Genomic DNA, 14,510 nt, shown 5'->3' on the forward strand with positions numbered 1-14,510 from the left:
CACGCACGAGACCTGAGTCAGTTTCACTTTTTGGGGGAGATGTCGAGGATGAGCTTCCGACCGGCTTCTGAGGTGGGCTTCACCACGCCGACCACGCGTTTTGTGGCGCCTGGATCAGTCACGAACGGCGAGTTCGGCCTGTTCGAGTGGCGGATGGAGGCCCGCCAGCCCGGCGCCCGGCCGCACTTCCACAAGACGTTCTCCGAGTCGTTCTACGTGCTCGAAGGCGAGATCACGCTGCTCGACGGCGAGGAGTGGACCACGGCCGGCGAGGGCGACTTCCTCTACGTGCCCTCGCACCGCCCGCACGCGTTCCGCAACGACAGCGACGCCCCGGTCAGGATGCTGATCCTGTTCTCGCCGGGAATCGCCCGCGAGAACTTCTTCCTGGAGGTCCGGAACGCGAAGGGCCTCTCGCCCGACGAGCTGGTCGCGTTCTACGAGAGCCACGACCAGTACAACCTGTGAGGGTGCCGTCGACCGCCACTACCGGTGAGGGGGGTTTACCGGAGTGCCGGTCGACGGCGGGTTGACCGCGGCGCGAGCACGCATCGCCTGCGGAAGGGCTTTTCCGACCTGGGGGTGTCGGATCGCCCTGGCGCGCAGCTCGAGCGCCAACGGCCAACCACATTGTTGAACGTACAACCGGACCGCTGTGTTCCGGTCGGCTTTCACTGTGACCAGGCTCAATTCCTTCAGCTCGTCTTCAGGTTCTGAACCGGCCGGACGCACTAGGTGATCAATTGCTCACGAAAGGTCGTTGAGCTTGCGTTCCGCGGCCTTGCGGGCCTTCTCGGAGGCCGACGTGACCCGCTTGGCGTCCTCCAGCCGTTCCGCCGCCCGGTCGAACGCCCGCTGCGCCGCCAGCTGGTCGGCCTGAGCCTCACCGAGAGCCTGCTCGGCCTCGTCCAGCGCCTGCTGCGCCTCGGCCCGCTTGCGCTCCTGCCGCTCGCGCCGTTTGCGGGCCAGCGCGTCCTCACCGTCCTGCGCCGGCTCGGGCGTGGGCAGCGCGAACCCGAACCCGGAGTACTCCAGCCCCTTCGTCAGGTGCCCGTTGCGGACCTGCTCGGCGGACTCGGGGTCGGCCATCGCGGCGGTCAGCGTGTTGCGCACCTGCGTGACGGCGTCGTCCGCGAGCGGTCCCGTCAGCTCCAGCGTGCGGTAGACGAGGGCCTCCATGAGTTCTTTGCGCTTGCGGCCGAGCTCCCGCATGGTCAGCTGGGCCGTGGAGAGGCCCAGGGCCTCCTCCAGGCCCTCTGGGGCGTCCCTGACGAGCTTGTTGACCGCCCAGGCGCCCACGGTCGGCCTGCGCAGCTCTTGGATGGCCTTCGCGAGGTCCTTGTCGTCGGCCTGCTTGGCCGCGGCGTTGCGGGCCGCGGTGAAGTCCTTCGGAGGCAGGCCGTAGAGCTCGTCGGCGACCGGCTTCAGGTCCATGCGCGCAAAATAGCGCCTGACCGGCCGTCAGGCGTCCCGAATGATCTGGAGCGCGCCCAGAGCCGTGGTCACGACCAGATGATCCGGCCCGAGCAGTTCGGTGCCGATGGCGTGCACGATCAGGAGCAGGCTTCTCGCCAGTTCGTGCTCGCCGTTGTTGTGGAGAGCCGCGCCGAGCTTGCCGGCCGAGAACAGCGTGATCGGATGGTCGGGGCCGGCGGTGCGGCGATGGGTGTCCCACACCTGTTCGCACACCCTTCGTGCGTCGGCGGTGCGGCCCAGCGCGCCGTACGCGTCGCTGAGCAGCGTCTGCGTGTAAAGCGAGTCCGGCCTCGCGTTGAGGGATCCTTCGAGCACGACGACCGCGTCCTGGGGCCGTCCGGCGAGCGTGTAGGCGTAGCCGAGATCGTCCAGGGCGCCGAAGTGCTCGGCGGTGTCGAACGGCCGGTCCCGCGACGGTTCCAGCGCCTGTTCGAGCACGGAGACGGCCTCGTCGGCCCGGCCGAGCTTCAGGCAGTACTGGGCGAGCAGCCTCGCCGCGCCGAGGTCTTCGCGGCGGGTCGCGAAGTCGGCACGCAGCTGGGCCAGGAGCAGCTCAGACCCGGTCGTCATGCCCTGAGCGACGACGTGGCGGGCTTGGACGAGGAACCCCTGGTCGTCGCCGAGCCGCGTGGCGCTGTCCGCGTAGACCTGCTCTGCGACCAGCTGAGCGCGGGAGAAGTCCGCGACGCTCGTCAGGAAGGTCGTCTCCCACAGCCGCAATGTGATCACCATTTTGGCGACGTGCGCCGGTGCGGCCGGATCGGTGTTCGTCCACAGAGCCTCGACCTGCCGGACGAGCTCGTTGCCGAAGTGACGGTGTCGCCAGGGGTCTCCCTCGAATCCGACCCGCTCGAGGAGCAGCATCCCGGCGGGCACCACCCCGCTGTCCAGGTCCCGAACCACCCGCTGCACCAGCCGATGCATGAGCACTGACGAGTCGCCCGCGAACTCCACCAGTGACGCCTCGTGCAGCGCCACCAGTTCGTCGTCGGCCGTGTCGCCCAGGACCTGTCTCGACACACCATCCGGAGACAGCACTGACAGGATTCGCACGAGTTCGCTGTCCTGGAACGGTTCCAGCGCCATCAGAATCGCGGTCGCCGCGCCGACCGGGTACGGGTCGCCGTCGCGTCGGCTGAGGTACTTCTCCGCCCGGAACTTCCGGAAGTTCTCCAGGTACTTCGCGTAGTCCCACCGGGCAGCCCTGATCCGTGCCGCGGCCTGCGCGAGTGCCAGCGGCAGGTGCCCGAGTTCGGCGGCGAGTTCGGCGGCGTCGTCATCGAGACCGGTGGCCTCACGCAGGAATCGTGACGCTTCCTCCGGTGCGAAGACGTCCACCGGCACCTCGCGCCCGATCTGCGACCCGCGCACGGTGCTGGTGATCAGCACCTGGCAGGCGCCGACGGACGGCAGGTGCGGCCGGACCGCGTCCAGCGACACCACGTTGTCGAACACCAGCAGAGCGTTCCCGGACCGCGTCTGCAGGTGGTTGCGGACTCGTGCAGCCGCGATCTCGGCACTGTCCTCCGGCCGGTACAACCCCAGCCGATCAGCCAGCTCGACCATTCCGGCGGTGATCTGGCTGGAAGTCTCCGCCCCGATCCACGCCACCAACCACCCGTCGGACACCCGCTGCCGTGCATGAGCAGCCGCCAGCTGGGTCTTGCCGACCCCGCGCTGCCCCGTGACAACGCACACGGGCTCACTCAACAAATCGAGCGCGGCAGGCGTCTGAAAGTTAGGTGGTCGGTGCGGGATCAGGCCCGTGACCACCTGGTCGGCAGGCACGGTGGGCAGACCGCGGTATTCCGCCCGCACCGGCATCCGACCGTCCTGGTTTCGCACCGAACAATGCTAGGCCCCGCAATCGGGTAAACAGGATGGAGACATGCACACCAGGTGGAGATGGTTCCTGTTCGGCCTCGGCACCGCCGTGGCCGCGATCGGTCCGCTCGCAGCCAAGGACGGTCCCTGGTACGCGTACGTCTTCGGTGGCCTGTGGTTCCTCATGGGCGCGACTGTCGCGTGGCGCACCTTCGCCATGGGCACGAAGCTCACGGCCGAAGGCCTCACGTCGCACGGGCTCGACCACCAGACCACCGTCGAGTGGTGCGACGTTCAGGGGTTCGAACCGAAGCGCAGCCGGAACCTGATCTTCTTCCACACCATCACGCCCGCGGCGCAACTACGTCGCGGCACGCACGTGCTGACCGAGCTGAGCCTGCTCTCGATCAAAAAGGACTCGGTGCCAGAACGAACCGCGAAGCACGTGACGGAACTGCGGCAGGCGCTCGAAAGGCATCGGGGCAAGTGCCCGGAGTGCGGAGCGCAGCCGAAAGTGCTCGTGACCGGGCAGGGGATGGTGGCTCGCCTGCGGTCCCGATTGCGTTCGCTATTGGGCGGAAATAGCGATCAGTCCATCGCCCGATGACGGGATCCTGTTACACGCCAACGTCGTTCACCGTTGACACAGCCTTGACATTCCCCTCCATCAGCTCTTGACTGGAGAGTGGTTGCTCGTTCCACGGCAGAAAAGAAACGCGCAGCACTAAAAGTGTGCCCGTTCAAGCCGCTGAACAGTCCAATGTGGATCTGAGAATTACTCCGGTCCGACGATTGCCACTCGTGAGACGAAGAGATGTGCTTCGGAGCACTCTTTACCCCACGAAGGGCACATGCGCCGTGAAGAACTGGAGACGCCGCACCGGAACGGTCTTGCTGACCGCGGTGCTGGGCACTACCGGGATCGGCTTCGCCGCCACCCCCGCCATCGCGCAGAACGCGTCACAGCAGCCTGCCGCTGACAAGCAGCTCGACAAGCAGGACCGCGCCCTCGTCGAGGAGGCGGCCCGCGAGGGCAGGCCGACCGTCGACCTGCTGGTCGCCGCGGAGGACGGCAAGACCGACGCCGCGGTCAACGACCTCAAGGCGCTCGGCGCCACGGTCCAGAAGACCGAGAAGGACGTCGACTACGTCAAGGTGACCATCCCGCGTGAGAACGCGGCGAAGGCCGCCAAGCTGGCCTCGGTCAGCACCGTGGACGTCGACGGGCTCGTCGCCCTCGACAACCCGCGTCCCGAGGGCATGGAGCAGCCAGCACCGCAGAAGGCGCCGGACTCGAAGACCCCGCGCACCAACCCGTACATGCCGACGCAGGACACGCAGGCGGCGCAGTTCGCCACCGCGCACCCGAAGTGGGACGGCCGCGGCACCACGATCGCCGTGATCGACTCCGGCATCGACCTGGACACGCCCGCCCTGCAGACGACCAGCACCGGTGAGCGCAAGATCATCGACTGGTACAACGCGAACGCCACGAACTCCGGCGACGGCACCTGGGTCACCATGACCAAGACCGGCCGCGTCGGCAAGTTCACCGACGGCGGTCGCGAGTGGACCGCGCCGGCGACCGGTGGTCCGTACTCGTTCGGCCGCTTCACCGAGACGGCAGGCGACCTCGGCACGGCCGCGTCCGAGACCGGCGGCGACATCAACCGCGACGGTGACCGCACGGACGCGTTCGGTGTCCTCCAGGACATCACGACGAAGGAAGTTTTCGTCGACACCGATGGTGACGGCGACTTCACCAACAACAAGCGCATGATCGACTACAAGGTCAAGCAGGACAGCGGTTTCTTCGGAACCGACAACCCCGCGACCCCTGTCGCCGAGCGCGTCGCGTTCGTCGTGCAGACCGACCGGTCGATCTACGACAACGCGGGCACGCCGTACGTCAACCTCGGCATCGCGGGCGCCGCGCACGGCACGCACGTCGCCGGCATCACCTCGGCCAACAAGCTGTTCGACGGCAAGATGGCCGGTGCCGCCCCCGGTGCGAAGCTGATCGCCATCAAGGCCTGCCTCTCCACGCCGTCCTGCACCAGCTCCGGTCTCATCGACGGTGTCCTCTACGCCGCGCGCAACGGCGCCGACGTCGTGAACATCTCCATCGGTGGTCTCCCGGCGCTCAACGACGGCAACAACGCCCGTGCGGAGCTCTACAACCGCACGATCAACGAGTACAACGTCCAGCTGTTCATCTCGGCTGGTAACTCGGGCGCCGGCGCCAACACCGTCGGTGACCCGTCGGTCGCCACGGACGCGGTGAGCGTCGGCTCGTACATCACCAAGGAGACCTGGCTCTCCAACTACGGCTCGAAGACCGCGCAGAAGCAGAACCTGCACGGCTTCTCGTCGCGTGGCCCGGCGGAGGACGGCGGCTTCAAGCCGAACATCGTCGCGCCCGGTTCGGCGATCTCCACCACGCCGCGCTGGCAGCCGGGTGGCCCGGTGGCGGGTACCTACGCCCTCCCGCCCGGTTACTCGCAGTTCAACGGCACGTCGATGGCCGCCCCGCAGGCGACCGGTGCCGCCGCGCTGCTCGTGAGCGCGTTCAAGGCCACGCACAACGGCCAGAAGCCGACCAGTGCCGAGCTGCGTTACGCGATCCAGCGCAGCGCGAACTACGTGAGCACCCTCGGTGCCTACGAGCAGGGCGCGGGCCTCTTCAACACCAACGCCGCGTGGACGCTGCTGGACAAGCACTCCGTGCCGGACAAGGTCACCACGTCCGTCGCGGTCAACACCGTCCTCAGTGGACTGCTGGCCACCCCGAACGTCGGCATCGGCATCCACGACCGTGAAGGCGTGACCGCGGGTCAGGAGTACACCCGCACCTACACGCTGACCCGCACCACGGGCCACGACGACGAGACGTACAACGTTTCCTGGAAGGGCAACGACGGCACGTTCACGGCGCCGAAGAAGGTCGAACTGCCGCTGAACAAGGCAGTCCAGTTCGCCGTCAAGGTCAAGGCCAAGACCGCGGGCGTGCACAGCGCCGTCCTGCAGCTCGACAACCCGGAGACCCCCGGTGTTGACGCGCAGACCCTGAACACCGTGTTCGCGGCGGAGAACTTCAACGCCGCCAACAAGTTCTCGGTCACCAAGTCCGGCAAGATCGCGCGCAACCAGTCGACCAGCCTCTTCGTGAACGTGCCCAAGGGCACGAGCGCGCTGAAGGTCGACCTGGCCGCCGGCGGCGCCGAGGCAGGCAAGGGTCAGGTCCGCTTCCTGCGCTACACCCCGCAGGGCATCGGCTTCGACTCCAACACGTCGACCAACTGCTACAACCCGGACGCGGGCGCCGGTTGTGCCGGTGGCACCCCCACCAGCCGCACGGTCGCGAACCCGATGGCCGGTGTGTGGGAGATCGTGGTCGAGGCGCGCCGCACCTCCGACGCCGACGAGGCGCCGTACTCGGTGACCGCGTCCGTGCTCGGCACGTCGGTCAGCCCGAACCCGGACACCATCGCGTCCGCGACGCTGGGCACGCCGATCGAGCGTTCCTACACCGTCACGAACACGCAGGCCGAGTTCACCGGCCGGCTCGCGGCGCAGCCCGCGCTGGGCAGCGCGAAGCAGGCCCGTCCGACGATCGCGAACCTGGAGTCCCAGCAGTACCAGGTAGCGGTCGGCGCCGGCGCGACGAGGCTCACCGCCACGATCGGCAACACCGCCGACCAGGGCGCTGACCTCGACCTGTCCGTCTACAACTGCACGACGGGCACGTGCGTGCTCGCCGGTCAGTCGGCGGACGCGGACTCCGAGGAGTCGGTGACGATCGCCAACCCGGCGGCCGGCAACTGGCTCGTCCTGGTGGACGGCTACGCGGTGCCCAAGGGCACCACGGAGTTCGACTACTTCGACGTCTTCACGTCGGCCGGTCTCGGCACGCTGACCGTGTCGGACACCAACGCCCAGCGCGCTGCTGGTGCGACGTGGAACGCGACGGGCGTCATCACGCCGCAGGGCCAGCCTGGTGCCGGCCGCGTGCTGCGCGGTGAGCTCGAGGTCCGCACCGACGAGAACGTCGTCGTCGGCGGCGGTGCCGTGATCATCCAGTCCGTCAGCTAGTAGCCCGTAGCAACGCAGAAAGCCCCAGGGTCCACGAGATCCTGGGGCTTTCTACGGTTCAGGGAGCCTGTTGTTCAGCGGCTCGTCCACATCCACCTTGGACACGCCGATGATCAGATACGCGTCTTCCACCTTGTCGACCGGCATCTCGGCGCGCAGGTAGCCGATTCTGGGATCGCGCGACTCGACGGTCGCGCCCAGCCTCGTCAGTGCCTGCTCGACCTCCTCGTCGCGTCCCGGCTGCACGGAGATCATCAGTGGCACTGTGAGGTGGCCGTCACGTTTCGCCTGCTCGATCCGGATCCTGTCCGGTTTCGCTGAAGACACGGTGGGCACCTCCGCCAAGGGCACGGCTGGAGACCCGTTCGTACCACAGCTTGCGAGAGCCAGCGCGCAAAACGCGACGGCGAGCGGTCTTCTCATGTGGTGAGGACGGAACGGGCTCCGCGGGCGGTTGCATCCTGTTTTCGTCCCGTCACTGCTTCGGTCCCGCAAACGCTTGCTCCCGCAACGCCCCGTCGACGCTCTCACCGAACACCCGAGCGTCCGTGTGCTGGTCACCGGCAGGCTGAGCCTTCTTGACCGCGGTCACGGCCTTGGTCCTGACCTGAGGCAACGCGCCGCCGTGCTGCCGCTGCACCCAGTCCACCAGGTGCTCACGCGTCAAACAGCGCAGATCCCACAGCTTCCCGGCGTCAGCGGCACTGACCAGCGCACGCAACCGCACGAACCCCTGTGTGGCCTGCGTGACCTGGAGAACGGACACCCGCCCGTCCCACAGATCGCTGCCCTCCAACATCGACCGCATCTCCTGCCGCATCGCCTCGACCGGCACCGTCCAGTCCAGATCGAGCTCCACGGTCCCGAGCAACGCCGACTGGGTGCGCGTCCAGTTCTCGAAGGGCGTCTTGAGGAAGTACGAGGTGGGAAGCACCAGCCGCCGGTCGTCCCACAGGTGCAGCACGACGTACGTCAGCGTGACGTCCTCGACCCGCCCCCACTCACCTTCAACGACCACAACGTCATCAAGCCGAACCGCGTCACTGAAGGCGATCTGCAACCCCGAGATCAGGTTGCCCAGCAACGACTGCGCGGAGAACGCCGCCACAGCACCAATGACAGCGGCAGAGGCCAGCACAGTGGACCCGACCGCCCGAGCCCCGGGAAACGTCATGAGGATCGCGCCGACCGCCAGCACCCCGATGACCACCAGAACCAGCCGCCGCACCAACGTGATCTGCGTGTGCACCCGCCGCGCGTGCCGGTTGTCCGTGACATCCGTACGAATCCGCGACAGCGAAACGTCCACCAGGGTGCTGATCAACGCTGCCAGCAACCAGGCCCCGGCCAGGATCAACGCGATTCCCAGCGCGTGCAACGGGACCGGAGCGTTGACCGGGTACACGCTCAGGCTTATCTGCGCGGCCAGCAACGCCCCGAACAGCTGACCGGGCCGGTACATCTTGCCGCTGTGGGTGAAGCGGCGGACCAGACGGTGGACCACCTCCACCACGAGCAACGCGAAGGCCACCGAGCAGCCCATGACGACGAAAAGCACTGTTCCTCCTCCCGTATCGGGAACGGATACCCGGCGCCTGGGGAGGGGAACACCATGAACCCGCTCACGAAAACGGGCGGGCAGCTGAAGCTGCCCGCCCGTTTTTCGCATTACATTAGAGCTCAGCCCTCGGCGGGAAGTCGTTCACCGCCTCGGCCAGGTACTCGGCCAGCCGACCGTGGTAGGCGTTGTTGGGCACCCCGTTCGTGAGGTACTGCGCCGCCACCTTGCCCACGTCACCCGAGTCGCGCACCGCCGCGTCGAAGTCGACGATGTGGTCTGCGTCGAAGTTGCGGTAGTTCACCAGCATGTCCGCGTTGAGCTGCCGTCGCTGCACCTCCCGTGGATCACTGGCGGCGAGTCCGAGCGGCGGGATCGTGGTCAGCACCACGTGCAGGGCTGTGCCGTCCTGCCTCAACTGCTTCTTCAGACCCGTGCGTGAGTTGATCAGATCAGTGAGCGTGGTGCGAACCTCGCCGGCCGGCACGCCGCGGAGGATCTCCGTGCTGCCGAGCGCCACCAGCGCCGTCCGTGCGTTCGCCGAGCTGAGCACGGAACGCTCGATCTCGGTCTTGTAGTCCGGCCCGACCAGCACACCCGTGTTCGTGAAGGGCGAGAAGTCCGGCTGTTGGAGGGCGAGGTAGGCGTCGTTCTGCCGCAGCGTCCACTGATGAGCCCTGACGTCGGAGACGAAGCCGTTGAACCAGTTCACGGCGTTGCCGGCACCTGACAGCGATCGACCGATCACGAACTTCCCGTTGGCTGCGAACGGAACCACGTCGTAGATCGCGCCTTGCAGCACGCCGTTGACGTACAGCTTGGCCATTCTCGTCTCGGCGTCGAAGGTCGCGGTGAGATGCGTCCACGCCAGCGTCGCCTCGTCCCAGGCCGGCAGGTCCCGCACCCACGGAGTCGTTTGACTGTCCGAGCCGCGCAACGTGAACGTCCAGCGCCGCGTCGTCGGGGAGTAGTGGAGGGAGAACCCGTCGGTGGAGGTGCCTTCCTGGCTCACCGCGGTCTGCGCGGTGGACAAGGACCGTGTCTTCACCCAGGCCGACACGCTGAAGTTCCTCGTCGTGTCGAGCACCTTCCCGCTCGTGACCAGTGACGCGCCGCTGCCGTTGAGCAGCACGCTGCCGTTGTGGTCAGGGCCGAACACGACGTTGCCGGTCGCGGTCGCGGGAGCATTGCCACTCGAGTCGCGTGCCACGGTGCCGTTGCCGTCGTTGAGCTTCCACCGCCCGGCGTCCGGTATGCCCGCACGGCTGGCGTTCACCAGGCCACCGGGGAGCGCGGCTCCCACGGAGTTCAGCTTGCCAGGCAGGAGATCGACCCACGTGTCGCGCTGCGCCGTTCCGGGAGGCGCGGTGGCGGACAGCGAGTCACCCAGCACCACCACAGTTCCGTGGCTGGTGTCCGCTGTGGACACGTCGACCGCCGAGACGAAGTAGCTCCCTGCCAGGGTGGTCGTGAACGGGGTGCCCGTCGTGTCGGTGACGTTGTTGTTCCACGCCAGGAACGTCGGTGCCGACGCGCCGCCGTGCACCGGCGCGAGCGTGGTGCCGGTGGGGATGTGCAAGCTCACCACCAGGTTGCCGTTGCCGCCGGCCGGCATCGCGATGGGGTCGCTGTAGACGTCGGCGCCCGCGGCCAGGGTGACCGCGGCGTTGCCCGAGAACTTCAGAGCGGCCGGAGTACCGGCCGTCGCGGCCTCCGTGCCGGACTGCGCGGCCACCGAGGCAGCGCCGATCTGGACGGGGGAGTCGTTGCCCACGTTGGAGAACTTGACGCGCACCTGCGTTCCCCGCACGGTCGGCTTCAGCACGGTCCGCAGGGTCCGGTCCGCGAACCAGTGACCGTCCGGCGGCACGACGGCTCCGTCGGCCGGAGCGGCCCACGTGCCCACCCAGCCCGCGTCCACAGGCCTCGGGGCCATCGACAGGACGTGCAGAGCGGTCGAGCCCACACCGGGCATCAGACTCGCACCCGAGTTGGGCAGCGTGATGGACTTCAACGTCTTGTTCGGGTCGGTGGGCAGGAACACCGGACGGATCACTGGCCGGCGTGTCCGGTCCACCGTGCTGCCAACCTTCCAATAGGGCAGCGTGATCTCGTCCGTGTGCTTGCTGGGGGCGGTCCAGTCACCGATCGCCGGCGTCGTCGGATCCGACGTGGTGCCGTCGGTGTAGGTGATCGTGGCGTTGCGCGAGGCGGTCTCGCCGGCCGTGCTCAGCACCAGCAGACCGACCGAGTTCGCCTTCACCTGCTGGGTGGTCGGGAACGGGATGGTCTGCCCGATCGCTACGACGTTGTCGTTGCCGGTGGCGGTGTTGCGCGCCGGCATCGTGAACGTGGCACCGTTGATAGTCAGGACCGATCCGGACGCGAGCCCGGCAGCGGCCATGGCCTCGGTGGACAAGCCGGAGTTGACGTAGTCCAGCGCCGCGGCCGGGCCGGCGTCGTTGCCGATGCCCCTGTTGTTCATGGCGTCGGAGAAGCTCGCCGCCGTGACGTTGTTGATCGGCAGGAACGAAAGGTAGTCGAGGCCGATCCGGTAGCGGTAGTGGGTGGAGTTCGGGTCGGTGCCGACAGCGGTGAACGTGATCTTGTGCTTGCCCGCGGTGAGGTGCACGCCGTTGAGCGGCACGAACTTCGCCACTGCCGCGGTGTCGTAGCCGTTGACCGGAGTCGTGTCGGTTCTGCCGACCGGCTTGTCATCGATCTTCACGGAGAAGTTGCCGTAGTGGTAGGCGGCGGTGATGCCGGCGCCGACCGAGTAGTCGGCCTCGATCGGGGTGGAGAACTCCAGGGTGAACGACTTGCCGAGTTCGTCGTTGTCGAAACGCCGTTGTGCTCCGCCGTTCCAGACGACACCGCAGCAGTCCGGCATGTGGATCAGCGTCTTGTCGGTGGCGACGACCGGCATCGCTTCGACGTCCAGCTTGACGGTGGGGGAGAGCTCGAGGAAGTCGATCCCGGCCTTGAACGTGGTCGCGGTCGATTCGGTCTTCTTGTTGAGCTTCGCCTTCAGCCGGTGCCATCCCTGAGTGAGCTGCACGCCCGCGATCTTCTGCCGATCGGACCGAGCCGTCGTGGAGCCGGAGACGAAGGGCTTGCTCACCGGTGTGCCGTCGAGGGCGAACGTGAGCTGATCCGGCCAAGCGGTCGTGCTGTTCATCAGCCCGGCGGTGATGTCGTAGTCACCGTTTGCGGGCACTCGGAACTCGAAGGTCGCCCAAGCGCCGTCGGTGGTCGACTGCATCGACAGGTACTTGCCGCCGGAAGCCGCGGCGTCCGGGACGAAGCTGAACTCCATCCCCTGTGACTCAGGCGAGTACACGTCAGGGGTGTTCTCGAACTCGTACTTCGCCGTCGGTGCCGGTGTGACGAACGAAGGCGACACGTAGAACTCGAACGCCTGCGACTCCGGTGACAGCTTGTGGGCTTCGTCGAAGCTGCGCACGTGCAGCGTGTGCCGGCCGGGAGGCAGGTTCTGCGGCACGGTGATGGACGCGGTGCCGTCGGAGGAAGCGATCCAGCCGCCGTTGCCGAACGTCCTGTTGTAGTCGCAGTCCGTTGTGGACGGCAAGGTCTCGGTGCCGGAACCGGCGAAGGTGTAGGAGAAGCCGGCGAGGTACTTGGCGCCGTTGGCCTTGAAGGTGAACCTGCCAGGCTGGTTCTGCGGCCGCGACCAGTACCCGCGCTCGTACTCGTCGGTGGTGATGGTCGGCACCTGGGTGACCGGGGCGGCGCGGACGTTGAAGTCGTAGTACGGCGAGTCGTCCGACCTCAGCGCGTACCCGGGCTGGCCGGGATAGATGCTCCGTCCCCAGGCCTTGAACTTGTACCGCCCGTCGCCCAGCGTGTTGTCGCTCTGGAAACTGGCGACCGCTCCCGAGGAGATCTCAGCCGGGAGAGTGGACTGCGAGACGGGGGTCTCGGCTTCGTTGCGGATGTCGTGGAACACCTCGAGTTTGAGCGCCGGGTCGTTGCTGTCCTCCATCGTCGACGAGACAGTGGGACGTGAGTCAGGGGTGAACACCGAGCCGTTGCAGTTCACGGCGTTGCTGACGGAGTAGGGCTTCGGGTTCTGCGGCCGGAAGGAGAACTTGATGTCCAGACGCGGGTTGTTGGCGAACCGCTTCCAGTGGTCCATCGTGTCCTCGTTGCCGGGAGCACGCAGACCGAGCGTCAGCACCCACCAGTCGTACCTGGCGGTGTCCCTCGCCGCGCTCCCGACCTCGAACCTGACTTCGCGTGCGCCGCCGCACTGGTCGCCCGCGCTGGACGACTGGGTGTCGATGTCGCTGGACCAGGGACCCGGCCACGTTGTGCCTGAGCCGATGCCGCCGGCGATCATGGCGACCGTCGGCTGTGAGGAACAGCCCATCGAGGCGTGCGCCTGGTTGGCCCAGAGGCCGGCGTCGAAGATCGTGGCCTCGTAACCGAAGCGATGGCGGAGCTCGCCGACGGGGAAGTCGAAGTAGGACCTGGCCTTGAAGCTGGAGGTGCCGCAGTTGCTGTCCCGGGCCTTGTCGCAGTAACCGACCTTGGCCCAGTCATTGGTGTTCCAGGTCTGCCAACCCGAGCTCGTGACCGTGATCCAGTTGGTCCGGCTCTTGGACAGCGGCGGGTCGATGTAGACGGGGTACTTCACGTCAGGCCCGATCAGTGCGGTCTGAGCCGGCTTGATCTCCACCTCTGTGCCGCCGTTGCCCGCGGGCTTGGCGGTGACGTCCAGCTTGGAGACCTTGCCGTTGACGGGGTCGATTCCCTGCACCGAGCCGGGTTTACCAACCTTCGACGAGTCCCACATGATCGGGGACGACCCGCCGAAAGCGACATTCCCCTTGCTGTCACTGGCCTTCAGCACGTCGTCCGTTTCGGACACCTGGACGCCGTTGCCGGACAGACGGTACTTGATGCGGGTCAGCTCGGGGTTTGCCGCGGCCTCCGCGTTGTGCACGACGAGGATGTGCGAGTAGCCGAGGTTGTTCGCCTTGACCTTGAGGTCGACGCCGGGCAGAACTCCCGGGTAGGTCGCGGTGTCGCCGTCGATCACGGGCTTGGGCAGCGGCTTGTCCCAGTTGAGGGAGACCGACTTGTCGCCGTCCTTCAGCGTCGCGAGCGGCCCGTCCCCGCCGCCGGAGAACGTCAGGTCCGAAGTGGACGCTTTCGGTGCCAGGGAGCCGTCCGCTCGCTGTGCCAACGAGTTGTCCGTGGCGATCCAGCGCCCGTTGCGCTGCACGCGGACCGGCTGGTTGTTGACGCTCAGGGTCATCGTGCCGTCCGGATTGGCGCGCACGACGGAGTTTTCCGTCGTCTTCTCCGGAATCTCCACGGGCTGACCGGTCCGCTGCGCCTCGGTCGCCGCGCTCGTCTCACCCGCCGACATCGCCGCGGGGCGAGGTGTGGCCTGCTCGGGCCGAGGTGCCGCCGTGGCGGGCTGGGTGAGGCTCAGCGCCGTCGCAGCCGCGGCGAGCACGGCGACGGCGTGTCTGAATCTGGGCATGCTCGTAGCGAGCGATCTGTGACGCACTTGTACAACCCCCCAGGTCGA

8 protein-coding genes are annotated in these 14,510 nt (G+C 67.3%); 3 read left to right on the top strand and 5 right to left on the bottom strand.

Annotation, left to right across the window (positions count from 1 at the left end):
- Window positions 1–48 precede the first annotated feature (48 nt).
- Complete coding sequence (locus tag OG205_RS38325; RefSeq protein ID WP_330272702.1) at window positions 49–468, top strand: cupin domain-containing protein; 420 nt, start codon at window positions 49–51, stop codon at window positions 466–468.
- 279 nt (window positions 469–747) lie between these two features.
- On the opposite strand, the gene OG205_RS38330 is transcribed toward OG205_RS38325, so the two are convergent.
- Both OG205_RS38330 and OG205_RS38335 read right to left on the bottom strand, forming a co-directional pair.
- Window positions 748–1,434: a hypothetical protein gene (locus OG205_RS38330; protein WP_330272703.1), complete on the bottom strand. Its 687-nt coding sequence runs from the start codon at window positions 1,432–1,434 to the stop codon at window positions 748–750.
- 27 nt (window positions 1,435–1,461) lie between these two features.
- Entirely contained in the window at window positions 1,462–3,174 is a 1,713-nt protein-coding gene (locus tag OG205_RS38335) for a tetratricopeptide repeat protein (RefSeq protein ID WP_330272704.1), read from the bottom strand.
- A gap of 190 nt (window positions 3,175–3,364) precedes the next feature.
- Here OG205_RS38335 and OG205_RS38340 point away from each other — a divergent pair, with 190 nt between their 5' ends.
- Together OG205_RS38340 and OG205_RS38345 are read left to right on the top strand one after the other, a co-directional pair.
- A complete protein-coding gene (locus OG205_RS38340; protein WP_330272705.1) occupies window positions 3,365–3,907 on the top strand; it encodes a hypothetical protein in 543 nt (180 codons plus the stop codon).
- Window positions 3,908–4,158: 251 nt separating this feature from the next.
- Window positions 4,159–7,392: a S8 family serine peptidase gene (locus tag OG205_RS38345; protein ID WP_330272706.1), complete on the top strand. Its 3,234-nt coding sequence runs from the start codon at window positions 4,159–4,161 to the stop codon at window positions 7,390–7,392.
- A gap of 51 nt (window positions 7,393–7,443) precedes the next feature.
- Here OG205_RS38345 and OG205_RS38350 read toward each other — a convergent pair whose 3' ends face one another.
- The 3 genes from OG205_RS38350 to OG205_RS38360 form a co-directional block, all read right to left on the bottom strand.
- Window positions 7,444–7,719 carry a hypothetical protein gene (locus OG205_RS38350; protein WP_330272707.1) on the bottom strand — a complete coding sequence of 92 codons (276 nt, stop codon included), beginning with the start codon at window positions 7,717–7,719 and terminating at the stop codon, window positions 7,444–7,446.
- A 148-nt stretch (window positions 7,720–7,867) separates the two neighbouring features.
- Window positions 7,868–8,950, bottom strand: a complete 1,083-nt coding sequence (locus OG205_RS38355) for a mechanosensitive ion channel family protein (RefSeq protein WP_330272708.1) — start codon at window positions 8,948–8,950, stop codon at window positions 7,868–7,870.
- A gap of 115 nt (window positions 8,951–9,065) precedes the next feature.
- Entirely contained in the window at window positions 9,066–14,462 is a 5,397-nt protein-coding gene (locus OG205_RS38360; RefSeq protein ID WP_330272709.1) for a LamG-like jellyroll fold domain-containing protein, read from the bottom strand.
- Window positions 14,463–14,510: the final 48 nt, after the last annotated feature.

The organism is Lentzea sp. NBC_00516, assembly GCF_036346835.1.
GTDB lineage: Bacteria > Actinomycetota > Actinomycetes > Mycobacteriales > Pseudonocardiaceae > Lentzea > Lentzea sokolovensis.